Below are 25,842 nucleotides of genomic sequence, written 5' to 3' on the forward strand. Positions count from 1 at the left end.
TATCCGCTCCAACGGCTCACCTGCCAGCCTTGAAGTAGCAGGCGGCTTTTCGCCCGACCGCACCGGCTGCGATTTCCAGCCAGGGCCGGTCCGCTCAGGCTCCTCTCGCCTCGCTCGTCAACGTGCGCTCAGCGCGACCATGCGATCGAGGGCGGCGCCGAGGCCTTTCAGTGACACCGGAAAACTCAGCGGGGTCTCGGCCGCGGTGGTGACGTTGAGCTTGAGCTCCGTGCCTGCCTTGAGCCTCTGCGCCAGCGCCCGGTCGATCGGAAACAGCGCCACGCAGCCATTCGGCAGGCAGGTCCTGAACTTCAACGGCCCGACGGGCTGCTGGTCGTCGATCTGCGCCGCCACGCCGGGCTCGAACAGGATGCCGAAGGGCAGCAGCAAGGTTCCGGTCAATCCGCCCTTCTGCCCCACGCGCAGTTCCACGGCCAGAAGCCTCTGGCCGTTTTTCTGCGTCTGGTCCTGCGTGACCGTGCAGACCCGGGCATTGTCCTGCATGCCGCAGGCCAGCTGCCAGTCCTGATAGGTTTCCTGGAGCGACGACGCGCCGTTCGGCAGCGACGCCGCCTGCTGCTGTTGGGCGAAAGCAGCCGGCAGCGAAGCGGAAAAGGCAGCCGCGCAGATGGCGGCTGCCTTCAGCGAAAAATGTCTACGAACCAATGAATGCGGCCTTCTCTTTTGTGCCGGGCAAATGCCCGAAATGTCGGCTTCGAGACGCCGTTATTCTCACGTACAGACCCATTCGCGGATCTTGCACTGGATCCCCCCTGCCTCGCAGGCCTGGAGCGCGAGATCCTCCGCCTCCCGGCGGGTCTCGGCCGAGTTCACGCCCCAGGGGGTGAACCGGTGCTCCACCTTGTCGGCCACGGCGAGCGCGCCGCAATGCTTGTAGGGAAATCCGGTTTCGTCGTCGTCCGTCCAATGGCGGTGATTGCGGAACACGGCAACGACATTGCAGGCTTTTCCACCGGCATTCTCGCAATATTTCTGCGCGATGTCCTTGGCTTCCTGCCGCTTGTCGGCGCCCCAGAAGAAGCCGTACTTGGTATCGGTCTGGGAGTAGGCGATTGCCGCCCAGATACCTTTCTCCTCTTGCGGCGGTTCGGACGGCTCCACCAGATCGGCCGAGACCACCTGCCCGCTCCACAGCAAGGCCATGCACAAGACTGTCAAACGTCGCGATTTCATGGTCCGCAATCCTTTCCAGGGCGTCTCGCCCATTCGCCTGACATCCTCACTTGGCCGCCGATGCGATGGAAATCACCACGCATGTGTTGCCCGTCGGCAGCAGAAGCGCTTCACCCGTGCTGCCGCCAAGCTCGTAGACTTCGACCTGTCCGAGATGTCGGTGATCTTGCTGCCTTGCGGAAGAATGGATGGAATATCCGCGCACGGGCTGGCGAACGGCGCCACCCGTACCATCGCGCCCTCGCAGCCCGACGCTGTGGGCGATGCGAAGACCACGCCGGCCGCCGGCCCGCTGTACCGGTCCGTGGCATAGTCCATGCCGACAAAGGCCTGGACGGCATGCTTGTCGGCGGCCTGGTCGTTCCACAGGGATTTGACGCTGTATTTCGTGCCGGTCGTCAAAAGCTGCCCGAGCACCGGGAAGACGGTCGAGCAGGCCTGTACGCCGGCCTGCTTGACGTGCTGGAGGAAGGGCGTGTCCGGCAGCGCGGGAGCGGCGGCGGCCTCGGCCTGCGCGGCCGTCGGGCTGCCGACCAGGCCGGCGATCGCGGCATAGTTCGCGGCGGCAAAGCCGATGCCCATCATGGCCAGCCCCAGCAGCGAAAATCCGACGATGCGCGGCCAACGCCGCGGCGGCTCGACGGTCCTCTTGCGGTCCGGCTCGACGATCCTTTTGCGGTCCGGCTCGACGGTCGGATTGCCGCGCGTCGTGGAGATGAATGGGTCTTGCTGGCTCACGGTGCTGCCTCGGTTATTTGACTGGCGCAAGGGCCTCGGACAGCCCCTTGAGCGTTGCGGTGACGGTAATGGTCTGGCCATCGACGGTCGGGTAGGAAATCGCCGGCGTTGCCTTCTGCGCTATCTCCTGGCGCATCAGGGGTCCCACCGGCAGCATGCCGACGCAGACCATTTCGTTGCAGCCATTCAGATGCACGTCGATCGGCTCGGCGCGCCCATCGAACTTCAGCGACACCAGCCCATCGCTCCTGGCGTTCGGCGCGGTGCGCAGGATCATGTAGGGCTTGCCATCCTGGGTGGCCGCGAGCGACCAGCTGAACGCCATCTTGCCGGCGCCGTCCTCGATCACCTGCGAGACGTTGCAGACCTTCTTGCGCGCCTTGAGGTTCTCGTCGCAGATCAGGGTCCAGTTCTCGAACGGACGGATGGTGCGCTGGTATTGTCCGAGCTTCACGTCGGGAGGCACGACCACGTCGGAGGGCTTGATCCTGTAGGGCGAAGCCACCTGCCCGGCAGCCGGCGCCAGCCCGCCGGCAAGCGCCAGGCAGGTGAGGCATGCCATGGCAAATCCGGGGAAAGCAGACGGTTTTCCCGGATTCGCGTCTAGCCTGTCATGGCCGGTTCGCCTGTTCATTGCCGCCCTGTTGTCCACCTCAGTTCAAGGTGAAGCTCAGGCCGGCGCCGACACCGACATTTCCACCCGCCGCCGTGCCCGACACATTGCCACGGATGCGGCCGTCCTCGCTGGTGTAGCCCGCGCCGAAGGCCAAGGCGCTCGAATCCCGCCAGAAGCCGCCGCCGGCCGCCACGCTCAGCTTGCCGGGACGGTCGTCATAACGCAGCGAGGCCGCCGCCAGTCCGATTGCCGCCGCCTGCCGGGCTTCGTCCCTGATGCCGCTGATGTCGGAATTGAGCTGGCCCAGTTTCTGGTCGGTATAATTGTTGGCCTGCTGCAACGTCGTGACCGCCACCTGGTCGGTATAGGTCTTGCTCTGGGCCAGGTTCAGGTTCAGCTGGTTGACGTTGACCGCGTCGGTGCCGGCAACGCCCGGGCCGACATTGGAGATGACGACAGGCGCATTCGGGTCGCCGCCTTGCAGCGTTATCTTGTTGGTCTTGGTCGTCGATCCGTCCGGATTGTTGATGGTGTCGTATTGCACGGTGTTCTGGACGGTGCCGCCGATGCCGCCGATCGTTTTGGTCAGATCCTCGATCGCCGTGTTGGTGGCGTAGAGCTGCGAGCCGTTGATCGCATCGGTGCTGCCGGAAGAAACGCGTCCGGCGGCGACATTGGTGATCGTCCGCTCGGAGCCGGCGTCGCCGACGCTGACGGTTCCGGTCGGGGTCGTGCCGGCAAAGGCATAGGTCTTGCCGTTGATGACCGTGTTGGGAGTACCGACGGCGGTCTGCGACACCGAACCCGAACCGAGCGCCACATCGCTGGCGTTGTTGGCCTGTGCGCCCTGGCCGAGCGCGACGGCGCCTTGCCCCGCGGCTGTCGAGCCATGGCCCGCGGCCAGGCTGTCTGTGCCGCTCGCCACGCTCTCCGGCCCGATCGCCACCGCGTTGGCACCCCCGGCGATCGAGTCTGCCAGTCCCGAATTGGCGTGGAAATACTTGATGCCGCCGCCATTGTTGATGTTGGTCAGCGCATTGTCGACGGCGGTGAAGCCATCATAGACGGTCGAATAATTGTTGCCCTGGATGTTGTAGGTCGGACCGGTGATCGAACCGTCGGGATTGACCGTGGTGCCGCCGCCGAACAGGTTGGACACGTTTTGCGAGACGCCGCGCAGCTGCGAGACGTTGACGCCGTCGGTGTCGGCCGAGCCCGCCGCGACATTGGTGAGCTTGCGTTCGGCGCCCGCGGCGCCGAACGACACTTCGCCGGCGGAAGTCTGCGCGGCGGTCAGGCCAAAGGCGGTGTAGCCGGCCTGCGCGCCGACCGAGGTGATCGACGAGGCACCCAATGCGACGCTGTTGGCGAAGGTGCTCTGGGCGCCGGCGCCGAGCGCCACCGACTGGACGCCGGAAGCGGTCGAGTCGGTGCCGAGCGCGATGCCGTCGGCCAGCATGACATGGGCGTTCTGGCCGATGGCCGTGCCGCCGGGGGCCGTCTGGTCGACGACGGCGCCATTGCCGATGCCGACGCCATTGTCGCCGTTGACGACCGTGGTCGGGCCGACCGCGACCGATTCCGCACCGACCGCCAGCGAGTCGACCGCTGTCGAATTGGCATGGAAGTATTTCGTCGAGGTGACGGAGACCGCGGCGATCGCCCCCGCCAGCTGGCGCACCGTCACGGCGTCCTGGTCCTGCGTGCCGTCGGCGACGTTGGTGATCTGCCGGTAGGCGGTGGCGGTGCCGACCGAAACGGCGCCGAGCAACGTCTTGTCGGTGGTGTTGTACTGGATGAAGTTCGACGGACCGGCGGCGATCTGCCCGGAAGCGGGAGCGATGGCGCGGTCGGAGACCGAACCCGACCCGAGCGCCACACTGCCGTCTATGCTGGCCGCACTGTCGCGGCCGAGCGCCAGCGCGCTGTCGCCGGTCGCGGTCGCCTGGTAGCCGACGGCCGTCGAACCGACGCCCTGGGCGAAGGAATCGGTCTGCGCCAGCCCGGTCTCGTTGGTGCGGGCGTAGCGAATGCCCTCGCCATTGGTGGTGGTATAGATTGCCGAAGTGTCGCCGGCGATGTTGTTGATCGTGTTGCCGAGATTGGAGATGTTGCCGCCGATGGCGGCGATGTCGGTGGTGTTCTGCGTCACCTGCTGATTGGTGGCGAAGAGCTGCGAACCATTGACGGCGTCGGTGGAACCGCCGTTCAACTGCCCGGCGGCGACATTCTGGATCTGGCGCGCTGCGCCGGCCGAACCGACGGAGAAGGCGCCGGCCGGCGTGCCGCCGGCGAAGGTGTAGTTGACGCCGCCGATCGTCGTGCCGCCGACAGCGGTGGTGGGGCCCGATGCCGAATTGAGGCCGATCGCGACGTCGCCGGCATTGTTGGCCACGGCATTCGGGCCGACCGCGACTGAATCCGTTCCAAGGGCCTGGGAATCCGCCAGCGTCGAGTTGGCGTGGAAATACTTGATGCCGCCGCCGACATTGATGTTGGTGATGGCGGCGCCGATGGCGTCGACCGCCTGGTTGGTGGCGAAGAGCTGCGAGCCGTTGATCGCATCGGTCGAGAGCGCGCTGATCCGCCCCGCCGCGAGATTGGTCAGCGTGCGTTCCGCGCCGGGCGCGCCGATGCTGACCGTCGAGGTCGGGGCGGTGCCCTGGAAGGCATAGGTCGTGCCGTTGATCACCGCGCTGGGCGTGGCGACCGCACCCACGGTCGTCGAGCCCGAGCCCAGCGCCACGTCACCGGAACTCGCCGCTGCCGTCGCGCCATCGCCCAGCGCGACATTGCCCGCAAGACCGGCAGCACCCGCCGTGGAGCCGTTGCCGAGCGCCACGGAACCTTGCCCGATCGCCTTGTTGTTGTTGCCGATGGCGACGGCGCCAGCCGCCTGGTTGGCGGCGGTGGCGGTTGCCGTGCCGTCATTGTTGGCGATGTTGTTCGCGCCGCTGGTGACGGCGCCGGTGCCGCTGGCATAGCTCGGATCACCGATCGAGACCGCGCCGTTGCCATAGGCCGTGTTGTTCGCGCCGATGGAGACCGCCTGGCCGCCGGTTGCCACCGCATTGGTGCCCATGGCGACCGCATTGGCGGAATCGGCCTTGGCGCTTGTACCGAAAGCGATGGCGTTGTCCGCCGATGCGTTGGCCGAAGTGCCCATCGCGACGGCAAAAGCGCCGGACGACAGCGAATTGGTGCCGATGGCGATGCTGTTGGGCAGGGCCGTGTTGGCCTGAACGCCGGCCTTTGCGCCAAGGCCCAATGCGATAGACTGGTTGCCCCAGGCGCTGGCTGTGGTGCCCATCGCCATCGCGCCCGTTCCCGTTGCCTTACTTGCGCGTCCGATCGCAGTCGTGTCTACCTGGGACGCCGTCACATCCGTACCGATAGCGATGGCACTCTGGGCCAGCGCTCCCGTTCCGGCGGCAGTGCGGGAGCCGAGATAAACCGAGTTTATCGCGGTTGCGGTCGACTGAAAGCCGACAGCGACGGCGTTCTGGGCGCTTGCGTTAGTGTTGGTACCTTGAGCAACGGTGTCGGTTCCCGACGAGACTGCTTGACTCCCGAGCGCGATGGCGCGCGGCCCAGTGGCTTGAGACCCCCAGCCTCCGGCGAACGACGTGCTGCCGCTGGCCAAGGAGCTGACGCCGACAGCGGTGGAATTGCCTCCCGAAGCAACGGCGAAGGTGCCCAACGCGCTGGCGCCAGCGTTAGTGGCATTTGCGTTAACGCCGATTGCTACCGTATTGACGTTGTTTGAAACCGTGCCGCTGCCAAGCGCCACCGCCCCGCCAGTGCCCGTGGCCGACGCATTCAGGCCGATAGCAACCGAGTATTGCGCCGAGGAAACGGTCTGGGTACCGACTGCTATCGACCAGACATTGGTGGCGGAGGCGCTATTTCCGATCGCTATGGAGTTGGGAGTTGTCGCGGACCCGCCGCCCGCGGCATATTGCGCATGTGCCGGCATCGTAGCCATGCCAACCATGAGCGCGCCCAGGATAGCGGCTGTAGCCGATACCGCCCCGCCGGCGCCCAGCGCTCCCAGACCCAGGCGCTTGCGCCGCATACCGAGCACGCAGTGGGCCATACGCAATACCGCCATCAGGCGGCGGCGAACCGAGCGGGAGCGAGAATCGGCCCCCGCGATCCAGTGCCCGGCGAAATGCGCCGCGCGGCGCTGCACAACAAGCGAGCCGCTCGAAATCTTGGTGTCGGTCATGGTGCCCTCTCCGCTGGCCGGCATGGAATCGTCAGACAATTCCAATCCACGACAGGAAGACATGATTCCTGCCTGCGGTATTTCACGATATTGCTGTCTTGTGAGAAAAGAGCCGAGCAACCCGGCGGAGGTTAACGGCTCGTTACCTTAGCCACTGCTTTAAAACCAAGTAATCAAACAATGTCGTGAGTGGCGCTTTATCTAACCTTGGCGTTAAGCTTGCGCATCCGCGCCTGCAAGGGCGTCACCTGCCGGTATTTCTTCATCATGGTGGTAAAATGGCTCTGGCTTGAAAATCCGCAGGAATGGGCGATGTCGGCGATCGTCATGCGGCTGTCGGCAAGCAGCCTTTCGGCAAGGTCCAGCCGCAGGTCGAGAACATATTGATGCGGCGGCACCCTGAACGTCCTGGCAAACGCCCGCACGAAGTGAGAGGGCGAAAGCCCGCACACCGCTGCCATCTCGGCAAGCGCCAGCTTGCGCGTGAAGTTCTCGCGCAGAAAATCCTGCACCTTGCGTGCGCCGCGGGGAGAAAGCCCGCCCTTTGCGTTGAACTCCGGCTGCCGGGCCGAATTGATTGGGGAAACCGACCCGGGGAAATCATCATCGCCCGGCATTCTTCGGCCTCCTGACAGGTCCCGGATGGAGTTCAACCCGAGGACTCCTTCCTCGTTCCCCCGGAAAATAATTCGTGATTGATCGCAGCGGGCCCGCATCGTCAGGCCCGTTCATATGGTCGATCCGTCCCGACGGCGAACGATGCGCGGGCCGCATGGGCGCAGGCACGATCGCTACGGGGTTTGCCAGGAATGTCCGCGAGCCGGGCCCGCGGACCGAATGGATCACGCTCCCTTGCCCGGCCCTTCGCGGACCGGCACTTTCAGGAATGTTGTCCAATCGAGTTGTCGGCTTCCGATCGATGCCCAGGGAAACGCCGCTTTCCCGAGCCTCGTCCGCACTTTTCATTCACGCTGCCTCAGCCGTCTCGACGCCGCCTCAAATCCCCTTTCCCGCCCCGAAGACAGCGTAACGCACGCACTTTGGATTGGGAAGAACTCCCACGCGCAAAGAAAAATCTTTATTCGGGAAAAGATAGAAAAATGAACGGCGATGACGAGCGTTTCATTGTCGCTCGGCGCGAGGTCTTCGCCATCCCAGCGTTTCGCCGATCGGTCATGACACGACCGGTCACGCGATTCTGTATTCTCGTCAACCACTGATGGAGGCCGAAAGCCACCGTGAGGAGCCAGTGATTGGCGGTCCGTAGCTACAGATCACCGCGCCGGTTCTCGTACAGATCCCAGGCGAGTTCCACGACAGCCAGAAGAACGTCGTCCCGGTTCCAGCCGACAGCCACCGCCGCCTGGACGATCCCGTTGATGAGAGGCAGCAACTGGTCCTGGCAGTCGGGCGACATATCGCCGTCGCCCGGCCCTTCGAAGTTGAAAATCATCATCCGGCGCCCCCCTCGCCTTCAACCGAAGTGTTACATCGGCAATTTCGTTCCCTCTGATATACAATGGATGCGGCACCAAAGTACAGGAAGCCCTGGAAGACCAAAGCAGCACGGGAAGGCGCCGGATCACAACGGCCCTATGCTTCCCTGAGGTCAGGGGTGGGCGCCGCTTTCAGCGTCCTGGTTTGCTTGTTCAAATAACCGTGCGCCAGCCGTTCTTGCATCCGTAGACACAACCCGGCAGCGCCGCGCGGCCAATGGGCGGATGTGGACATCGCCGGCCGCATTGCCTTCCGCGGGCGCTCGCTGGATAGTCCCGGCAATGTTCGAGACCCTGGTGATTCACTGGACCCAAATACTGGCGATCATCTCGGTGGTGATGGCGACCATCGGCATTGCCCATGCCGTCATGACCAAGGAGGATGTCCGCGCCGCCACCGGCTGGGTCGGCGTCATGGTGCTATCGCCGATCCTCGGCGTGCTGATCTATGCGGTGGCCGGCATCAACCGCATCCGCCGCGCCACGATCAGCGCGCAGCGCCCGCTTGCCGAGGGCCTGGTGTCGGCCAAGCACGAGCGCGACGTCGCCGCCGAAGAGGCGTTGATCGTCGAGCGCTACGGACAGCGGTTCACCGGCCTCAGGACGCTGGGCGACAGGGTGGCGCGGCGCGCGCTCAACCCGGGAAATGCAATCGACGTGCTGGAGAGCGGCGACGAGGCCTACCCCGCAATGTGCGCGGCGATCGACGGGGCCGAGCGCAGCGTCCTGCTGGAGACCTATATTTTCGACAATGACGCGGTCGGCCTGCTTTTCGTCGAAGCGCTCGCCGCCGCCGTCCGGCGCGGCGTCACCGTGCGTGTGCTGATCGATGCCGTCGGCGCCCGCTATTCCGTCCCCAGCATCCTGGGACATCTGCGCCGCGCCAACATCACGGCCGATGTCTTCAACGGCAACATCGTCATGGGCCTGCGCCTGCCCTATGCCAACCTGCGGACCCACCGCAAGATCCTGGTGATCGACGGCACGGTTGCCTTTACCGGCGGCATGAACATCCGCAAGGGTTTTTCGTCGGAGTTCGCCGGATCGAACAGCGCCAGGGACACGCATTTCCAGGTCACCGGACCCGTTGTCGCCGATCTCTTCTCGGTTGCCGCGGAAGACTGGCGGTTCGCCACCAAGGAGGCGCTGAAGGGCGATGCCTGGCGGATCGTGCCGGTTTCACCGCCCGCCGGCCAGCCGATGCTGGTGCGTGCGGTCGCATCCGGGCCGGATGCCAGCAACGAAACCAACCACAAACTGCTGATCGGCGCCTTCTCGGTGGCGCGCAAGTCGATACGCCTGATGTCGCCCTATTTCCTGCCGGACCGGGAACTGATCAGTGCCCTGGTCACCGCGGCCAGGCGCGGCGTCGAGATCGATGTCGTGGTGCCGGCGGTGAACAATCTCTTCCTTGTCGACCGCGCCATGACCGCGCAATTCGACCAGATCCTGAAGAATTATTGCCGCATATGGCGCACGGAAGGACCCTTCGACCATTCCAAGCTGCTTTCCATCGACGGCGTGTGGGCCTATGTCGGGTCCTCCAACCTCGACGCCCGCTCGCTGCGGCTCAACTTCGAGATCGACCTGGAGATCCTCGACGCAGGCTTTGCCACCGAGATCGAGAGCCGGATCGAAACGGCGATCGAAACGGCTGTTCCAGTCACGCTGGCCTCCTTGCGGGCGCGTCCCTTCATCATCCGCCTGTTCGACCGCATCCTCTGGCTGGGTTCGCCCTATCTCTAGAAAAAAACCATTATCTCCGAGAAAAATCCTATCTTTAACAAAACGACGTGTTTGCCCGGTAGCATGCCGCCAACGATGGAACATCGGCCGAAAGACACTATTTCTAGGTGCATGGTGAGAACCGTAGGGATGATGGGCGGGTTATGCGAATGAGCGGGCGCAGCCTGCCGGCCAGCATGCTCCTGTCCATTCGCGACAGGCGGATGCGCAAGGCCAACGCCTTGTCGCCGAAGAAGGACGGTGTCACCGGGACGCTGGTCGCCTCCTACAACGTCCACAAATGCATCGGCGTCGACCGCAAGTTCGATCCCGACCGCACCAGCCGCGTCATCCGCGAGATCGCCCCCGACGTGATCGCCCTGCAGGAGGCCGACAATCGTTTCGGCGACCGTGTCGGGCTTCTCGACCTGCACCGCCTCGAACTGGAAACCGGCCTCGTGCCGGTGCCCATTTCCGCAACCGGCAAAGGCCATGGCTGGCACGGCAATGTCCTGCTGTTCAAAAGGGGCGTCGTTCGCGACGTGCATCAGATCAGGCTTCCGGGTCTCGAACCGCGCGGCGCCGTGGTGGCCGAGATCGATTTCGACGGAAATCAATCCTTGCGCATCATCGCGGCCCATCTCGGATTGCTACGCCGCTCCCGCTCGCAGCAGGCCCAGGTCGTGCTCGATCTCATGAACAGCCCCGATGAGAAGCCGACGCTCCTGCTCGGCGATCTGAACGAATGGCGGCTCGGAAACCGCTCCGCGCTGAACACGCTGCACGCGACCTTCGGCCCGCAGCCACCGGCAGTCCCCACCTTCCCGTCCAACCTGCCGCTGCTGGCGCTCGATAGGATCATGGCCAACCGGCACGGCATCATCGCCGCCGTCGAAGCCCATGACACGCCGCTGTCGCGCGTGGCCTCCGATCATCTGCCGCTGACCGCCTTCGTCCACTTGTAGTGATTTTTGCCGCGGGTCGGTCACGTCTTGATGTCCACCGCGTTGGAAAGCGTGTGGTATGTAGCTGGAACAAGCCCGTCCTGTTGCGAGTTGATGCCAGTCAACCCGCAGGAGGACGAAACGTGAAGAAGGTGATTTTGGCTACCCTATTGGCGTTTGCCGCGACGGCTTCAGTCATTGCGCCAACGCAAGCCGCAAGTTTGACGATCCAGTCCGACGATGACAACCAATATTCCTCGGATGACGATTCCGGGATTGTCGTTCGCCGTCATCATGTGCGCCGTTATGACAACGAATATGATGGCGACCAGAACGCTCAGTATGATGACTCCGACAATGGCGGCTACCGCTGGCACCGCCGGCACCACCGCTGCCACACGGAAACGATCGTGCATTGGCGCCACCATCACAGGGTGTTCGAGGACGTTCGCGTCTGCGGCTGAGCCCGCTCCGTCTTCTGATCCAATCCTTGGCGGGTTGCCGCCAAGGATAGCCGTTGACGTCAGTCGCCTTTCCACGGACGCGGCTATTGCCGCATTGCACAAATTCCCGAGCATGCCCACAATGCGGGTATGATCCGAACTTCACTCGCCGTCCTGGTGATCGACGAAAACCGCATCCGCGCTTCGATAATCGAGGCCGGCTTGCGCGAGGCGGGCCATGAGCGGGTCACCGTCATCCATGACGTCAGCGGCATTGCGCGCCGCATCGCCGAGATCGAGCCCGACGTCATCGTCATCGACCTGGAAAACCCCAACCGCGACATGCTGGAAAACATGTTCCAGCTGTCGCGTGCGGTGAAGCGGCCGATCGCCATGTTCGTCGACCGTTCCGACCAGGCCTCGATCGAGGCGGCGGTCGATGCCGGCGTTTCGGCCTATGTCGTCGACGGGTTGAGGCAGGAGCGCGTCAAGCCGATCCTCGACATGGCGGTGAGCCGCTTCAACGCTTTCTCGCGCATGGCGCGCGAACTGGAAGAGGCGCGCAGCGAGCTCGAGAGCCGCAAGGTGATCGACCGCGCCAAGGGCATCCTGATGAAGTCGCGCGGCCTGACCGAAGAGGCCGCCTACACGCTGCTGCGCAAGACGGCGATGAACCAGAACCGCAAGATCAGCGATATCGCCCAGAGCCTGGTGACTGCCGCCGGGCTTCTCGGACCGGCGGAGGACGAATAGACATGGGCGCCGAGCACCAGATCACCGCCGGCTTCATGCCGCTTTTCGATAGCGCCGTCCTGGTCGCGGCCGGCGAACTGGGCTTTGCCGCGCGCGAAGGCATCGATCTCACCCTTCACCGCGAGACCTCCTGGGCCAACATCCGCGACCGCATCGCCATCGGCCATTTCGACCTCGCGCACATGCTGGGACCGATGCCGCTCGCCTGCAATCTTGGCCTCACCCCCCTCGCCTCCGAGACCATCGTGCCCTTTTCGCTGGGGCTCGGCGGCAACTGCGTCACCATCTCCAACGCCGTCTGGGCCGGCATGGCGGGGCACGGCGCCGTTCCCGATCTCGATCCGGCTCGCGCCGGCGCGGCCCTTGGCGCGTTCATCCGCGAGCGGGCGGCCGCCGGCCGCGACCCACTGCGCTTTGCCGTCGTGCATCCCCATTCCGGGCACAATTACGAACTGCGCTACTGGCTGGCCGCCTGCGGCATCGATCCCTCGCGCGAGATCGAGATCGTCATCGTGCCGCCGCCCTTCATGGCCGACGCGCTGGCCGCCGGCCGCATCGACGGTTATTGCGTCGGCGAACCCTGGAACAGCGCCGCCGTGGCGGCCGGCACCGGCCATATCGTCACCGTCAAGGCGCTGCTCTGGCGCAACAGCCCCGAGAAGGTGATCGGCGTGCGCAAGGCTTGGGCCGAACAGAGCCCCGAGGCGTTGGCGGCGCTCTTGCGCGCACTGCATCACTCGGCGCGCTGGTGCCAGGATCCGGCGAACCGCGACGAATTGGCCGCGGTGATGGCGCAACGTGGCTTCCTTGGCCTGCCGCCGGCCGTCCAGATGCCGATCCTGACTGGCCGTCTCCGGCTGGGCGGCGGGGCGGAACTGAACATCGACGACTTCTTCGTGCCGTTCGACAAGGCGGCCAACTTTCCCTGGAAGAGCCATGCGCTGTGGTTCTACACGCAGATGGTCCGCTGGGGGCATGTCGCGCACACCCCGGAAAACCTTGCCATCGCCCGCGATTGCTACCGGCCAGACCTCTACCGATCGGCGCTGAAGCCGCTCGGCGTCGCGCTGCCGGGCGCCAATGCCAAGGTCGAGGGCGCGCTGAAGGTGGCGACCCCGGTGGGCTCGGCGGGCGCAAGCCTGGTGCTCGGCCCGGACGGCTTCTTCGACGGCCAGATCTTCGATCCCGACGAGATCGACGCCTATATTGCGGGCCAGTCGCGCCGCTGATCATTCGCGCGCCATTCTTGTGCATTGCACAAAATTTATGCGATCCATCGACCGGATTGGTCAATGTTTGACCTTATCCGTTGCTGGCGCGACCAAACCATGAGTTGGCGATCCTACTGATTTCGTTAGACATTCCGGCCCGTACAGAAACTGGCACGGTTCCTGCATTGAAATGAACGAGCCCTTCTCGGGCAATCGAACAGGCGTCCAATGGCGGGCGCCACAGGCAAAGCTGCCGCTCAGGTCTACACGCGATCCCGGATGTACGGACGCGAGGGCCTGGTCGGCAGCTTTTTTGTTTTGGACCCGAACACGCAATCAACGGAGCGCCGTTCCCAAGGCGCCCAACCGGAGACGACGATGACGAAACGGATCGGAACAACATCCCTCAAGGATTTCACCCGCCGCGATTTTCTGGTGAGCAGCGCGATGACCGCGGTGCTGTTCACCGTGGCGCTCCTGCTGTTTCCCACCGGCACCAAACCAGAGGGCAAGGCTCCGCAAGTGATCGCGCAAGGCGCGGCCTCTTCGCGCTGACCTATGCCGCACCGCATTCACCATCCAAGAACGAGCGCGGCTATGCCGCAAACCGGAGCCTGACATGACCGCAAATCTCCCAGCCGCGCCCAGCCAGGACACTGCTCCCCGGCAGGCGCTCGTAATGTCCACCATCGCCTTCACCGTCTGCTTCGCGGTGTGGACGATCTTTTCGATCATCGGCGTGCGCATTAAGCAGGATCTCGGCCTGAACGAGACGGAATTCGGCCTGCTCGTCGGCACGCCGATCCTCACCGGCTCCCTCGTGCGCATGGTGCTCGGCGTCTGGACCGACCGCTTTGGCGGGCGGCTGGTCTACACCGCGACCATGCTTGCGGCGGCGGTCGCGACCTTCCTGCTGGCTTTTGCGCACACCTACGCGCAGATGCTGGTCGCCGCGCTCGGCGTCGGGCTAGCCGGCGGCTCCTTCGCCGTCGGCGTGTCTTATGTCTCGCGCTTCTTCCCCGCCGACAAGCAGGGCACGGCCCTCGGCATCTTCGGTGCCGGCAATGTCGGGGCGGCGGTCACCAAGTTCCTGGCGCCTTTCGTTCTTCTTTCCTGGGGGTGGCAGTCGGTTGCGCTGATCTGGGCGGCGGCACTCGTCGTCATGGCTGTCGTCTTCTGGTTCACCACCGGCGATGACCCGGTCATTCGCGAGCGCCGTGCCGGCAAGGCGACACCCGTGAGGAGCTTCTGGCAGGAATTCGCGCCGCTCAAGAACCTGCAGGTCTGGCGCTTCGCCTTCTACTATTTCTTCGCCTTCGGTGCGTTCGTGGCGCTGTCGCTGTGGCTGCCGCGCTATCTGATCGGCGTCTACGGCTTTGGGCTCGCGACCGCCGGCATGATCGGCGCGGCCTATTCAATTCCCGCAAGTGTCTTCCGCGCTTATGGCGGCGTGCTCTCCGACCGGATCGGCGCCCGCACCGTGCTCTATTGGACTTTCGCGGTCAGTGCCGTCGCGACCTTCATTCTGTCTCTCCCCTCGGCAGACTACGTCGTACGCGGCATCAGCGGGCCGATCGCCTTCCATTTCGAAATCGGCCCGCTCGCCTTCATTGCCGTTGCCTGCGTGCTCGGCTTCTTCATGAGCCTTGGCAAGGCCGCCGTCTACAAACACATTCCCGCCTATTATCCACAGAGTGTCGGCGCGGTCGGTGGCGTGGTGGGCATGATCGGCGGTCTCGGTGGCTTTATCCTGCCGATCGCCTTTGGCGCGCTCAACGACCTCACCGGCGTCTGGTCGAGCTGCTTCATGCTGCTCTTCCTGATCGTCGTCACCTGCTTTGCCTGGATGCACTTTTCCATCCGGCGCATGGAGCGCGCGACAGCCGCCGAAGCTCCAGACCTTTCCTACGCCGCAGAGTGACACGGGAGCGGAGTAAGCACATGACCGAAAAACTCGTCATCATCGGCAACGGCATGGCCCCCGGGCGCATGCTGGAGCATCTGCTGGAACAGGCGCCGGATCGTTACGCCGTCACCATCTTCAACGCCGAGCCGCGCGTGAACTACGACCGCATCATGCTGTCGCCCGTGCTGTCAGGCGAAAAGGCATATGAGGAAATCATCATCCATGGCGACGGCTGGTACATCAAGCACGGCATCACCCTCTACAAGGGCCACAAGATCGTAGCCATCGACCGGCAAGCGAAGACCGTCACCTCCGACCACGGCGTCACCGAGCCCTACGACAAGCTCGTCATCGCCACCGGCTCTGTGCCGTTCATCATCCCGGTGCCGGGCCACAACCTGCCGGGCGTGCTGACCTATCGCGACCTGGATGACGTCCGCGCGATGATGCTTGCCGCCCAGTCGCGCGCCAAGGCCGTCGTCATCGGCGGCGGCCTGCTCGGGCTCGAGGCCGCGGCCGGGCTGAATTCGCAAGGCATGGATGTCACCGTGCTGCATGTGATGCCGACGCTGATGGAGCGCCAGCTCGATCCGGCCGCCGGCTATCTCCTGCAGCGCGCCGTCGAACAACGCGGCATCAAGGTCATCACCAAGGCCAACACCCAGGCGATCACGGGCAATGGCAAGGTCGAGCAGGTGGAACTCGCCGACGGCACAATCATCCCGGCGACGCTGGTGGTGATGGCGGTCGGCATCAGGCCGAACGCGGCGCTGGCCAAGGATGCAGGCATCGCCGTCAACCGCGGCATCGTCGTCGATGCCGGGATGCGCAGCAACGACCCCGACATCTTCGCGCTCGGCGAGTGCGCCGAGGTGGGCGGCACGGTCTACGGGCTGGTGGCGCCGCTCTACGAGATGGCGCGTGTTGCCGCTCATCAGCTTGCCGGCGACGAGACCGCCGCCTTCGTCCACATGGACACACCGACCAAGCTCAAGGTCACTGGCATCGACCTCTTTTCGCTCGGCGACTTCGCCGATGGCGACGACCGCCAGGAGATCGTGCTGCGCGACGCTTCCGCCGGCGTCTACAAACGCCTGGTGCTCAGGGATGACCGCATCATCGGCACCGTGCTCTATGGCGAGACGGCTGACGGCGCCTGGTTCAACGACCTGAAGAAGAAGCAGACCGACATATCGCAAATGCGCGATACGTTGATCTTCGGCCAGTCCTACCAGGGGGGTGCCCCGCTGGACCCTATGGCGGCCGTTGCAGCCTTGCCGGATGATGCGGAAATCTGCGGCTGCAACGGCGTCTGCAAGGGCAAGATCACGGGCGCGATCACGGGCAAGGGCCTGACTTCGCTCGACGACGTGCGCGCCCACACCAAGGCGTCGGCCTCCTGCGGCTCCTGCACAGGGCTGGTCGAAAAGCTGATGGTGCTGACCCTCGGCGACACCTACAACCCGGCCGCGGTGCAGCCCATGTGTTCCTGCACCACCTTCGGCCATGACGAAGTACGCCGGCTGATCAAGGCCAAGCACCTGAAGACCATTCCGGCGGTCATGCAGGAACTGGAGTGGAAGACCTCCTGCGGCTGCGCCAAATGCCGGCCGGCACTCAACTACTATCTCGTCTGCGACTGGCCGGACGAATATGCCGACGACTACCAGTCGCGCTTCATCAACGAGCGCGTCCACGCCAACATCCAGAAGGATGGCACCTATTCGGTGGTGCCGCGCATGTGGGGCGGCGTGACCAATGCGGCCGAACTGCGCGCCATCGCCGACGTCGTCGACAAGTTCGAGATCCCGATGGTCAAGGTCACCGGCGGCCAGCGCATCGACATGCTGGGCATCCGCAAGGAAGACCTGCCGGCGGTGTGGGCCGATCTCGGCCAGGCCGGCTTCGTCTCGGGCCATGCCTATGCCAAAGGGCTGCGCACGGTGAAGACCTGCGTCGGCTCCGACTGGTGCCGCTTCGGCACGCAGGATTCGACCGGGCTCGGCATCCGCATCGAGAAATTCATGTGGGGTTCGTGGACCCCCGCCAAGGTCAAGATGGCGGTGTCGGGTTGTCCGCGCAACTGTGCCGAGGCCACCTGCAAGGATGTCGGCGTGATCTGCGTCGACAGTGGCTACGAGATCCACTTCGCCGGTGCCGCCGGTCTCGACATCAAGGGCACGGAAGTGCTCGGCCTGGTCAGGACCGAGGACGAAGCGCTGCAGCACATCGTGGCGCTGACGCAGATGTATCGCGAGCAGGGCCGCTATCTCGAACGCATCTACAAATGGGCCAAGCGCATCGGAATAGCCGAGGTCAAGCGCCAGATCATGGACGACGGCGAGAAGCGCCAGGCCTACTACGAGCGCTTTGTCTTTTCGCAGAAATTCGCCCAGGTCGATCCGTGGTCGGAGCGCGTCTCCGGCAAGGACAAGCACGAGTTCCGGCCCATGGCCTCGGTCGGGTTTGCGCAGGCGGCGGAGTGATGGAGATGTCAGCGCGAGGCACCCCCCTCTGGCCTGCCGGCGATCTCCCCCTCAAGGGGGGAGATCGATCCTCATCGCGGTCTTCGCCAATTGTCAACGTTGCAGAATGGGCGGTGAGCCTGAAGCTGCCAATCTCCCCCTTGAGGGGGAGATGTCCGGCAGGACAGAGGGGGGGCGCCTGGGCGCGTTCCTATCAAGCAAAGGTAATGCTATGAACTGGATCGCGATCGGCACCATCTCCGATATTCCCCAGCGCGGCGCGCGCTGTGTCGCCACACCGCAAGGCAAGATCGCCGTCTTTCGCACGGCGGACGACGAGGTCTTCGCCATCGAGGACCATTGCCCGCACAAGGGCGGACCGCTGAGCCAGGGCATCGTCCATGGCGCGGCCGTGACGTGCCCTCTGCACAATTGGGTGATCTCGCTGGAGACGGGCAAGGCGCTTGGCGCCGACGAGGGCGCCGTGCGCACTATCCCGGTGAAGCGGGAAGGCGAGCGCCTGTTCATCGCGCTGGAAGCGCTGGCCAGTCGCGCGGCCTGAACCATGGAGATTGACGAAGCACGCGAGGTGAGGACCACCTGCCCCTATTGCGGGGTGGGCTGCGGCGTACTGGCAAAGGTCGCCGCGGACGGGCAGGTGTCCGTCCGTGGCGACCCCGATCATCCGGCGAATTTCGGCCGGCTCTGCTCGAAGGGCTCCGCGCTCGCCGAGACCATCGGCCTCGACGGCCGGCTGCTCCATCCGCAAATCCACGACCACGGCTCGTCTTGGGACGAGGCGCTCGACCTCGTCGCTTCGACCTTCTCCCAAACCATTGCCGAACATGGTCCCGACGCGGTCGCCTTCTACGTCTCCGGCCAGTTGCTGACCGAGGATTACTATGTCGCCAACAAGCTGATGAAGGGTTTTGTCGGCTCGGCCAACATCGACACAAATTCGCGTCTCTGCATGGCGTCCTCGGTCGCCGGCCACCGCCGCGCGTTTGGTTCGGACACCGTGCCGGGAACCTACGAGGATCTGGAACTCTCCGATCTCATCGTGCTGGTCGGCTCCAACCTCGCCTGGTGCCATCCGGTGCTTTATCAGCGCATCGCGGCCGCCCGCGAAAAACGGCCCGAGATGAAGGTGGTGCTGGTCGACCCGCGCCGCACCATGACATCTGACATCGCCGACATGCATCTGGCGATCGCGCCGGATGGCGACGTCGCCCTGTTCACCGGCCTGCTCGCCTGGCTCGGCCAGCACAATGCGCTCGACCGTGCCTATATCACGGCGCATACGTCCGGCTTTGGACAAGCACTGTTCGCCGCCTCGGCGCTCAACCTTGCCGGCGTCGCTGCCGCCACCGGGCTCAGCGAAGACGAGCTCGGCCGTTTCTACAGCCTGTTCGCCAGGACGGAAAAGACCGTCACCGTCTACAGCCAGGGCGTCAACCAGTCGTCCCAGGGCACCGACAAGGTCAACGCCATCATCAACTGCCATCTCGCCACTGGCCGTATCGGCAAACCGGGCGCCGGGCCGTTCTCTGTCACTGGCCAGCCCAACGCCATGGGGGGCCGCGAGGTCGGCGGCATGGCCAACATGCTCGCCGCCCATATGGAGATCGAAAACCCCGAGCATCGCGAACGCGTGCAGCGCTTCTGGAATGCGCCGGCGATTGCAGGGAAACCGGGCCTCAAGGCGGTCGATATGTTCAAGGCGGTTGCCGACGGACGCATCAAGGCACTGTGGATCATGGCCACCAACCCGGTCGATTCGATGCCGGATGCAGCCGCCGTCGAAGCGGCGATCAAGGCCTGCCCCTTCGTCGTGGTGTCGGACGTGCTGGCCGAGACCGACACGGTCCGCCATGCCCATGTCCGGCTGCCGGCGACGGCTTGGGGCGAGAAGGACGGCACCGTCACCAATTCCGAGCGCCGCATCTCGCGCCAGCGCGCGTTCTTGCCGGTCCCCGGCGAGGCGCGACCCGACTGGTGGATCATTGCCGAGGTGGCGCGGCGCATGGGCTTTGACGAGGCATTTGCGCATGAGACGCCGGCGGAGATCTTCGCCGAGCACGCTGCCTTGTCGGGGTTCGAGAATGACGGCGCGCGCGATTTCGACATTGGCGCTTATGCTGGTGTCGATAGAGAAGACTACGACGCGCTAGCGCCCTTCCAATGGCCAGCGCCGAGCCCAGGCACCCCCCTCACTCCTACGGGGCACCAATCCACCCGCTTCTTCGCCAACGGCAACTTCTACACGCCCGACCGCAAGGCACGCTTCATCGCCATCCGCCCAACCGTCGAAACCCGCATCACCTCCGACTTCCCGCTCATCCTCAACACCGGCCGCATCCGCGACCACTGGCACACCATGACGCGTACGGGCAAAAGCCCGCGCCTGTCCCAGCACATCGCCGAGCCCTTTGTCGAAATCCACCCAGTGGACGCGCAACACCACGGCATTGGCGATGCCGACATCGCGCGCGTCTCGACTCCGCGCGGCGAGGTGCTGGTCCGCGCGCTTGTGACCACGCGCCAGCGCCAGGGCAGCCTGTTCGCGCCGATGCACTGGACGGACCAATTCGCCGCCAGGGCCCGGCTCGACACGCTCACCGCATCGCTTACCGATCCGGTGTCAGGCCAGCCGGCGTTGAAGCATGTCGCGGCCAGCATCGAGAAATTCACCGCCAGGACCTTCGGCTTTGCCGTGACACGCAAAAGACCCGCGACGATGGCCGCCGACTACTGGGCGGTAGCCAGATGCCGGGGCGGCTGGCGGGTCGAGCTTGCCTTTGCCAATGACGATGTCGACTGGACGGCCTTCGCCGGTTCGCTCTTCGATACCGCGGATGCCGAAGTTCTCGCCTATCACGACCGCGAGGCCGGCCAACACCGCATCGCCGCCTTCGATGGCGAGCATCTGACGGGTGCCTTGTTTATCGCGCCCGGTCCGGTCGCGGTGTCGCGCGGCTGGGCGGCCGAGCAGCTCGGCGAGGTCCACGCCAGCCAGCGTCAGCGCTTCAGGATCGTTGCCGGCCGCGCCGGCGCCGGACGGCCCGATGCCGGCGCGACCGTCTGTTCCTGTTTCAACGTCGGGGTCAACCAGATCACGGCTGCCGTGGCCGCTGGCTGCGCCACCGTGGACGTCATCGGCGCCACGCTGAAGGCAGGCACCAATTGCGGCTCCTGCCGGTCCGAGATCCGCGCGATCATCGCGGCCAACCGGATTCAGGCCGCCGAGTGAAGGCGACATGACCCCGCCAGGCCGGACTGAACTCCGGCCGGAACGTGGGATCGAACCTGTCCAGCAGTAATTCGACTTCGCGGGTGATGGGGTGAAAGACGCCGCCATGGACCAGCAACCGGAAATGCCCCTGCAGGCGATCGTCGCGTGACGCCGCTCGCCTGCCTGGATCCCACCGTTCGGCTGACCATTGTTGGGAGGTGTTTTCCAAGCCATAGCAAGCAGTTGGCGAAATGCGCCATGAAATCGTCGCCGTGGATCTGTGGCTCGGCTGGCGCTGTCCTCCGCAATTGGTACGTCTGGACACGCGTGTTGAAGACTGAAAAATGGGGAACGCAACCTCGCCATCCGGGTTGATTCAAAGCATCGGGAGATCAGCGCTGAATCTGGAAGACATAGCCGGCCATCCGGCCTTGCACCGCTACGTTCAGGAACAGTCGCAGTCCCTGATCCGCATCTATGAGGAAAGCCCGCGCCTGGCTTCCATCTTTGCCACACAGCAGCGCTGGCTTTTGGGTCATGTCGGCCTTGCCATGCACTTCAGGCGAGACCCGAATGACCGCCGCAAGGAGCTGACCGTATCGCGTTTCATCGAGGTCGTGCACAAGAACGCGGTGGCCAGCCGCAACACGGCGGACGCCTTCATCAAGGAGATGCTGCACTACAACATCGCCGAGTATGTGGCGGGCGGCGACGGCCGCACGCATCCCCTGCAGCCGACAGCGGCCACCATCGAGCGATTCACCGGCTGGGTAACAGCCCATCTGCGCACGCTCGACCACATCGACGGCGGCGACCGGCTGGCCAGATTCCTGGAGCGGCCCGAGATGCTTGCCACGCTGCAGCCGCTGGTGGCTGACGGCCTGCTTGCGTCCAAGCCGGTGCGCGAACCCAACCAGACCTTCTCCCTGTTCATCTGGCTCAACAATGGCGGCATCGTCATGGACTGGCTGATGTCGGGCATCGACCCCGACCACGCCGGCCTGGAGCGGATTCCGACCGGCGTGGTTTCGATCGGTGACTTCGCCAAATGGCTCAAGCTGTCGCGGACCCATCTCGGCCGCAAACTGCGCACGGCGGAGGAACTCGGCAGCATTGGCTGGCTTGGTCAGCGCGGCCATTCGGTGATGTGGGTGTCGCACGGATTCTACGAGGAATACATGACCATCCAGGCCGCCAAGCTGGCCGTCGTCGACACCGCCTTCAAGGCCTGTTTTCCGGCATCGCAGGGCGACGGCTGAGCAGCGCCGCGCATGAGAGTCATTCCAGGAAAAGTGTGAAGCGTTTTCCGTCCGGAATTGTACCAGAACAGGTTGATTGACCGGTTCCGCGTTTGCGTGGCTGCGCGACGCCGAGTGTCGGCTGGCTTTGTCAGCGCCCAGTCACGAAAACCGACGCTGGACAGACGTCAGAGCCTGTCCAGCGTTACTGCCGCGTGTACACCCTCCACCTGTGTCGATTGATGCTCGGCGAGCTTGATCGACACTGATCGCGGGCGGCGTTCTCAATCGATGTCGAACGAGACGCCTTGGGCCAGCGGCAGCGCCTTGGAATAGTTCACCGTATTGGTGGCGCGGCGCATATAGGCCTTCCATGCATCGGAGCCGCTCTCGCGGCCGCCGCCGGTTTCCTTTTCGCCGCCGAAGGCACCGCCGATTTCGGCGCCAGAGGTGCCGATATTGACATTGGCGATGCCGCAATCCGAACCATCGACACCGAGGAAGCGCTCGGATTCCTGCAGGTCGCGGGTGAAGATCGATGACGACAGGCCGGCGCCGACCGCATTGTGCTCGTCAAGCACGGTGTCGAAATCCGAATACTTCATCACATAGAGGATCGGCGCGAAGGTTTCTTCCGTTACTGGCGAAACCTGCTTTGGCATTTCGACCAGCGCCGGATGGACATAATAGGCATCCGGATGGCCATTCTCGACCCGTGTCCCGCCGGTCACCTTGCCGCCATGGGCGGTCGCTTCGCTCAGGGCCTTCTGCATGGCATCGAACGCTGCCTTGTCGATCAACGGCCCGACCAGCGACGAGGTCTGCAGCGGATTGCCGACCGAAACGCTCTGATAGGCCTTCTTCAACCGCGGCACCAAGGCGTCGTAGACGCTGTCATGGACGAACAGGCGGCGCAGCGTCGTGCAGCGCTGGCCGGCCGTGCCCATGGCCCCGAAGGCGATGGCGCGCAGCGCCATGTCGAGATCGGCCGTCGGGCACACGATGCCGGCATTGTTGCCGCCCAATTCCAGCACCGCTCGTGCAAAACGCTTGGCCAGGCGCGGACCGACATCCCGGCCCATGCGTGTCGAGCCGGTGGCCGAAACCAGCGGCACCTTCGGATGATCGACCAGGATCTCGCCGACGGCGCGGTCGCCGATCAGCACCGGCGCCAGGCCTTGCGGTGCGTCCGCGCCGAAACGCTTGACCGCACGCTTGAAGATCGCTTCGCAGGCAAGCGCCGTCAGCGGCGTCTTCTCGGAAGGTTTCCATACCACGGCATCGCCGCAGACCAGTGCGAGCGCTGCGTTCCACGACCACACGGCGACCGGGAAGTTGAAAGCCGAGATGACACCGACGACGCCGAGCGGATGCCAAGTTTCCATCATACGGTGGCCGGGACGCTCGGTGGCGATGGTCAGACCGTACAATTGCCGGGACAGACCGACGGCGAAATCGCAGATGTCGATCATTTCCTGCACTTCACCGAGCCCTTCGGAGGGGATCTTGCCAACCTCGATCGACACCAGCCGGCCCAGCTCCGCCTTGTGCGCGCGCAGTTCTTCGCCCAGCAGCCGAACCAGTTCGCCACGCTTGGGACCCGGCACCAGCCGCCAGGACTGGAATGCCTGGTGGGCGTCATCAATGGTCTTTGCCGCGTCGGCCGGCGAGATCGTCTTCAGCGCCGCGATCTGCTCACCCGTCACCGGGCTGCGCACGATCAGGTCGCCGTCGACAAGCGCTTCCTTGGCCACGCCCAGTTTCGCCAGAAGCTCGGCCGTTTCCTTCGCTATCGTCATTTTTGTCCCTTTCAGATCCCGCCGCTCGTGTGGCGTGGGTCAACGTCTTGCGCCATGCCTTCCCGCGCCGTTGCGGCTGGAAGGGGCTATCATGGCGTGCCATTACCTGTTTCAGGGGAAAATCGCCACCCCGGCATGGTCCAAGACCAGGCTGCACGATTGAGCCAGACGGCCCTTGGAGCAGAACTGGCAGAGGGCGCTCAGTTTGCCTTTTTCGCCGGCGCGCGCACGGCGCCGTCCTTGATCAGACGGTCGATATGCATGCGGATATGGGCTGCTTCCGCCGCCGTGTTGGCGAGCGCAATGGCGCGGTCGAAGGCAATGCGTGCCTCCTCGCCCCGGTCGAGTTGCATCAAGAGCCCGCCCTTGAGGCCGAAGAAATGGAAATAGCCGGATAGTCTCTGCTCGAGCGGCTCGATCATCGCCAGCGCCGCTTCCGGTCCGCGCACCTTGGCCACCGCGACCGCACGGTTAAGTGTGATGACCGGCGACGGCTGCATCTGTTCGAGCAGGCCGTAGAGCAGGTCGATCTCCACCCAATCCGTGTCCTCGGCCTTCTCGGCCCGCGCGTGGAGCGCCGCGATCGCCGCCTGCACCTGGTAAGGGCCGGGCTTGCGGTGGCGCAGGGCCTTGTCGACCAGCGCCAGCCCTTCGTCGATCATCTTGCGGCTCCACAGGCTCCGATCCTGGTCCTCGAGCAGCACGATCTCGCCATCGTCGTCGAAACGTGCCGGTGCGCGTGCGTGCTGCAGCAGAAGCAGCGCCGTCAGCCCCATGATCTCCGGCTCGGTCTGGAACAATCTGAGCAGCAGCCGGGCCAGCCGGATCGCCTCCTCGCACAGCGGCGCGCGGGCCGGCGCCTCGCCGCTGTTGGTCGAATAGCCCTCGTTGAAGATCAGGTAGACCATGGACGTGACCGCCGCGAGCCGCTCGGAGCGCTCGACCGCGCCTGGCGTCTCGAACGGCACGCCGGCGTCCGCGATGCGCGTCTTGGCGCGGGTGATGCGCTGCTCCATCGCGCTCTCGCCGACCAGGAAGGCGCGCGCGATCTGCTTGACGGTGAGGCCGGAGACGACGCGCAGCGCCACTGCGATCTGCTGCGTTGCGGGCAAATCAGGGTGACAGCAGATGAACAGCAGCCGCAGGATGTCGTCGCGGTAATGCGCGCCGTCCAGCCGCTCCGCGATATCGCTCTCGGCGTCTTCCAGATCGGATATCTGGTCTTCCTCCGGCATCGGCGCTTGCTTGGCGCGCTTGCGCACCGCGTCGATGCCGCTGTTGCGGCCGACGAAGATCAGCCAGGCCGCCGGATCGCGTGGCGGCCCGTTCTGCGGCCAGTTCTTCAGCGCCTTGAGGCAAGCGTCCTGGAAAGCTTCCTCCGCCGTGTCGAGATCGCGGAAATAGCGCAGCAGCGCGCCCATCGCCTGCGGGCGGGCAGCGCTGATCGCGGAGCTTATCCAGGCAAGTTCGGTCATGCTGGAACCCTGGTTGGATGGAACACCGATACCGGCCGGATCTCATAGGAACCGCCGCTCGGGTTGACCTCGGAAAGCTCGCGGGCGAATTCGACGGCCTCATCGAGGTCAGCGCAATCGAGCGTATAGAAGCCGAGGAACTGTTCCTTGGTTTCGGCGAACGGCCCGTCGATGACCAGCGATTCGCCTTTCACTTTCCGCAGCGTCGTTGCCGCGGTCGTCGGCAAAAGCCGCGCCACCGGTCCGAGCCGGCCGGCGTTGGCATACTTCTCCTGAACGCCGAGCAGGTCGGCCATGACCTTGTCGTCCTGTTCCTTGCTCCAGGAGCAGACGACATCTTCGGAGGCGTAGCAGAGGATGGCATAGAGCATGGAGGGTC

General features: G+C 64.7%; 20 protein-coding genes and 1 pseudogene. 11 read left to right on the top strand and 10 right to left on the bottom strand.

The features are described from left to right. Window positions 1-117 precede the first annotated feature (117 nt). From O7A70_RS00755 to O7A70_RS00785, 7 genes and pseudogenes are all read right to left on the bottom strand, one after another. Window positions 118-666 carry an invasion associated locus B family protein gene (locus O7A70_RS00755; RefSeq protein WP_337138585.1) on the bottom strand — a complete coding sequence of 183 codons (549 nt, stop codon included), beginning with the start codon at window positions 664-666 and terminating at the stop codon, window positions 118-120. Between the two features lie 66 nt (window positions 667-732). Next, a complete protein-coding gene (locus O7A70_RS00760) occupies window positions 733-1,194 on the bottom strand; it encodes a DUF4189 domain-containing protein (RefSeq protein WP_027144313.1) in 462 nt (153 codons plus the stop codon). Between the two features lie 46 nt (window positions 1,195-1,240). Then, window positions 1,241-1,932 (bottom strand): annotated as a pseudogene (locus O7A70_RS00765) (hypothetical protein). 13 nt (window positions 1,933-1,945) lie between these two features. Next, complete coding sequence (locus O7A70_RS00770; protein ID WP_337138586.1) at window positions 1,946-2,494, bottom strand: invasion associated locus B family protein; 549 nt, start codon at window positions 2,492-2,494, stop codon at window positions 1,946-1,948. Window positions 2,495-2,585: 91 nt separating this feature from the next. Continuing rightward, window positions 2,586-6,776, bottom strand: coding sequence for a YadA-like family protein (locus O7A70_RS00775; protein WP_337138587.1), 4,191 nt, complete (start codon window positions 6,774-6,776; stop codon window positions 2,586-2,588). Window positions 6,777-6,973: 197 nt separating this feature from the next. Next, window positions 6,974-7,393, bottom strand: coding sequence for an AraC family transcriptional regulator (locus tag O7A70_RS00780; protein ID WP_337138589.1), 420 nt, complete (start codon window positions 7,391-7,393; stop codon window positions 6,974-6,976). A 650-nt stretch (window positions 7,394-8,043) separates the two neighbouring features. Further along, window positions 8,044-8,232 (bottom strand): hypothetical protein, encoded by a 189-nt coding sequence (locus O7A70_RS00785; RefSeq protein WP_337138591.1) that lies wholly within the window; start codon window positions 8,230-8,232, stop codon window positions 8,044-8,046. A gap of 322 nt (window positions 8,233-8,554) precedes the next feature. Here O7A70_RS00785 and O7A70_RS00790 point away from each other — a divergent pair, with 322 nt between their 5' ends. The 11 genes from O7A70_RS00790 (at window position 8,555) to O7A70_RS00840 (ending at window position 22,210) form a co-directional block, all read left to right on the top strand. After that, on the top strand, window positions 8,555-10,018 hold the full coding sequence (locus tag O7A70_RS00790) for a phospholipase D-like domain-containing protein (RefSeq protein ID WP_337138593.1): 1,464 nt from the start codon (window positions 8,555-8,557) through the stop codon (window positions 10,016-10,018). A 143-nt stretch (window positions 10,019-10,161) separates the two neighbouring features. Then, window positions 10,162-10,962, top strand: coding sequence for an endonuclease/exonuclease/phosphatase family protein (locus O7A70_RS00795; protein WP_140504068.1), 801 nt, complete (start codon window positions 10,162-10,164; stop codon window positions 10,960-10,962). Window positions 10,963-11,084: 122 nt separating this feature from the next. Continuing rightward, a complete protein-coding gene (locus tag O7A70_RS00800; protein WP_337138595.1) occupies window positions 11,085-11,405 on the top strand; it encodes a hypothetical protein in 321 nt (106 codons plus the stop codon). A gap of 129 nt (window positions 11,406-11,534) precedes the next feature. Beyond that, window positions 11,535-12,137 (top strand): ANTAR domain-containing response regulator, encoded by a 603-nt coding sequence (locus O7A70_RS00805; protein ID WP_027144304.1) that lies wholly within the window; start codon window positions 11,535-11,537, stop codon window positions 12,135-12,137. 2 nt (window positions 12,138-12,139) lie between these two features. Next, window positions 12,140-13,366 carry a CmpA/NrtA family ABC transporter substrate-binding protein gene (locus tag O7A70_RS00810; RefSeq protein WP_337138597.1) on the top strand — a complete coding sequence of 409 codons (1,227 nt, stop codon included), beginning with the start codon at window positions 12,140-12,142 and terminating at the stop codon, window positions 13,364-13,366. A 210-nt stretch (window positions 13,367-13,576) separates the two neighbouring features. Continuing rightward, entirely contained in the window at window positions 13,577-13,903 is a 327-nt protein-coding gene (locus O7A70_RS00815; RefSeq protein WP_337138599.1) for a hypothetical protein, read from the top strand. A 64-nt stretch (window positions 13,904-13,967) separates the two neighbouring features. Further along, on the top strand, window positions 13,968-15,269 hold the full coding sequence (locus O7A70_RS00820) for an MFS transporter (protein WP_337138601.1): 1,302 nt from the start codon (window positions 13,968-13,970) through the stop codon (window positions 15,267-15,269). Between the two features lie 20 nt (window positions 15,270-15,289). Further along, window positions 15,290-17,740, top strand: a complete 2,451-nt coding sequence (gene nirB, locus O7A70_RS00825) for a nitrite reductase large subunit NirB (RefSeq protein WP_337138602.1) — start codon at window positions 15,290-15,292, stop codon at window positions 17,738-17,740. Between the two features lie 211 nt (window positions 17,741-17,951). Beyond that, a complete protein-coding gene (gene nirD, locus O7A70_RS00830; protein ID WP_337138603.1) occupies window positions 17,952-18,281 on the top strand; it encodes a nitrite reductase small subunit NirD in 330 nt (109 codons plus the stop codon). A gap of 3 nt (window positions 18,282-18,284) precedes the next feature. Continuing rightward, on the top strand, window positions 18,285-20,969 hold the full coding sequence (locus O7A70_RS00835) for a nitrate reductase (RefSeq protein ID WP_337138604.1): 2,685 nt from the start codon (window positions 18,285-18,287) through the stop codon (window positions 20,967-20,969). Between the two features lie 326 nt (window positions 20,970-21,295). Then, window positions 21,296-22,210, top strand: a complete 915-nt coding sequence (locus tag O7A70_RS00840) for a hypothetical protein (protein WP_337138605.1) — start codon at window positions 21,296-21,298, stop codon at window positions 22,208-22,210. Between the two features lie 263 nt (window positions 22,211-22,473). Here O7A70_RS00840 and amaB read toward each other — a convergent pair whose 3' ends face one another. The 3 genes from amaB to O7A70_RS00855 all read right to left on the bottom strand — a co-directional run bounded on the left by amaB (window position 22,474) and on the right by O7A70_RS00855 (window position 25,834). Beyond that, window positions 22,474-23,988: an L-piperidine-6-carboxylate dehydrogenase gene (gene amaB / locus O7A70_RS00845; RefSeq protein WP_337138607.1), complete on the bottom strand. Its 1,515-nt coding sequence runs from the start codon at window positions 23,986-23,988 to the stop codon at window positions 22,474-22,476. Window positions 23,989-24,188: 200 nt separating this feature from the next. Continuing rightward, window positions 24,189-25,463, bottom strand: coding sequence for an RNA polymerase sigma factor (locus O7A70_RS00850; protein WP_337138609.1), 1,275 nt, complete (start codon window positions 25,461-25,463; stop codon window positions 24,189-24,191). Further along, window positions 25,460-25,834, bottom strand: coding sequence for a YciI family protein (locus O7A70_RS00855; RefSeq protein ID WP_015315946.1), 375 nt, complete (start codon window positions 25,832-25,834; stop codon window positions 25,460-25,462). Before O7A70_RS00855 ends, O7A70_RS00850 begins: the two co-directional genes overlap by 4 nt. Between the last annotated feature and the right edge of the window lie 8 nt (window positions 25,835-25,842).

Source organism: Mesorhizobium sp. Cs1299R1N1 (genome assembly GCF_037179655.1).
Taxonomy (GTDB): domain Bacteria; phylum Pseudomonadota; class Alphaproteobacteria; order Rhizobiales; family Rhizobiaceae; genus Mesorhizobium; species Mesorhizobium salmacidum.

Bases quoted from the DNA above. Each gene is read 5' to 3' on its own strand.
- O7A70_RS00760 (WP_027144313.1), bottom strand. From the start codon at position 1,194: ATGAAATCGCGACGTTTGACAGTCTTGTGCATGGCCTTGCTGTGGAGC.
- O7A70_RS00770 (WP_337138586.1), bottom strand. From the start codon at position 2,494: ATGGCATGCCTCACCTGCCTGGCGCTTGCCGGCGGGCTGGCGCCGGCT.
- O7A70_RS00775 (WP_337138587.1), bottom strand. From the start codon at position 6,776: ATGACCGACACCAAGATTTCGAGCGGCTCGCTTGTTGTGCAGCGCCGC.
- O7A70_RS00780 (WP_337138589.1), bottom strand. From the start codon at position 7,393: ATGCCGGGCGATGATGATTTCCCCGGGTCGGTTTCCCCAATCAATTCG.
- O7A70_RS00785 (WP_337138591.1), bottom strand. From the start codon at position 8,232: ATGATGATTTTCAACTTCGAAGGGCCGGGCGACGGCGATATGTCGCCC.
- O7A70_RS00790 (WP_337138593.1), top strand. From the start codon at position 8,555: ATGTTCGAGACCCTGGTGATTCACTGGACCCAAATACTGGCGATCATC.
- O7A70_RS00795 (WP_140504068.1), top strand. From the start codon at position 10,162: ATGCGAATGAGCGGGCGCAGCCTGCCGGCCAGCATGCTCCTGTCCATT.
- O7A70_RS00805 (WP_027144304.1), top strand. From the start codon at position 11,535: ATGATCCGAACTTCACTCGCCGTCCTGGTGATCGACGAAAACCGCATC.
- O7A70_RS00810 (WP_337138597.1), top strand. From the start codon at position 12,140: ATGGGCGCCGAGCACCAGATCACCGCCGGCTTCATGCCGCTTTTCGAT.
- O7A70_RS00815 (WP_337138599.1), top strand. From the start codon at position 13,577: ATGGCGGGCGCCACAGGCAAAGCTGCCGCTCAGGTCTACACGCGATCC.
- O7A70_RS00820 (WP_337138601.1), top strand. From the start codon at position 13,968: ATGACCGCAAATCTCCCAGCCGCGCCCAGCCAGGACACTGCTCCCCGG.
- nirB (WP_337138602.1), top strand. From the start codon at position 15,290: ATGACCGAAAAACTCGTCATCATCGGCAACGGCATGGCCCCCGGGCGC.
- nirD (WP_337138603.1), top strand. From the start codon at position 17,952: ATGAACTGGATCGCGATCGGCACCATCTCCGATATTCCCCAGCGCGGC.
- O7A70_RS00835 (WP_337138604.1), top strand. From the start codon at position 18,285: ATGGAGATTGACGAAGCACGCGAGGTGAGGACCACCTGCCCCTATTGC.
- O7A70_RS00840 (WP_337138605.1), top strand. From the start codon at position 21,296: ATGGGGAACGCAACCTCGCCATCCGGGTTGATTCAAAGCATCGGGAGA.
- amaB (WP_337138607.1), bottom strand. From the start codon at position 23,988: ATGACGATAGCGAAGGAAACGGCCGAGCTTCTGGCGAAACTGGGCGTG.
- O7A70_RS00850 (WP_337138609.1), bottom strand. From the start codon at position 25,463: ATGACCGAACTTGCCTGGATAAGCTCCGCGATCAGCGCTGCCCGCCCG.
- O7A70_RS00855 (WP_015315946.1), bottom strand. From the start codon at position 25,834: ATGCTCTATGCCATCCTCTGCTACGCCTCCGAAGATGTCGTCTGCTCC.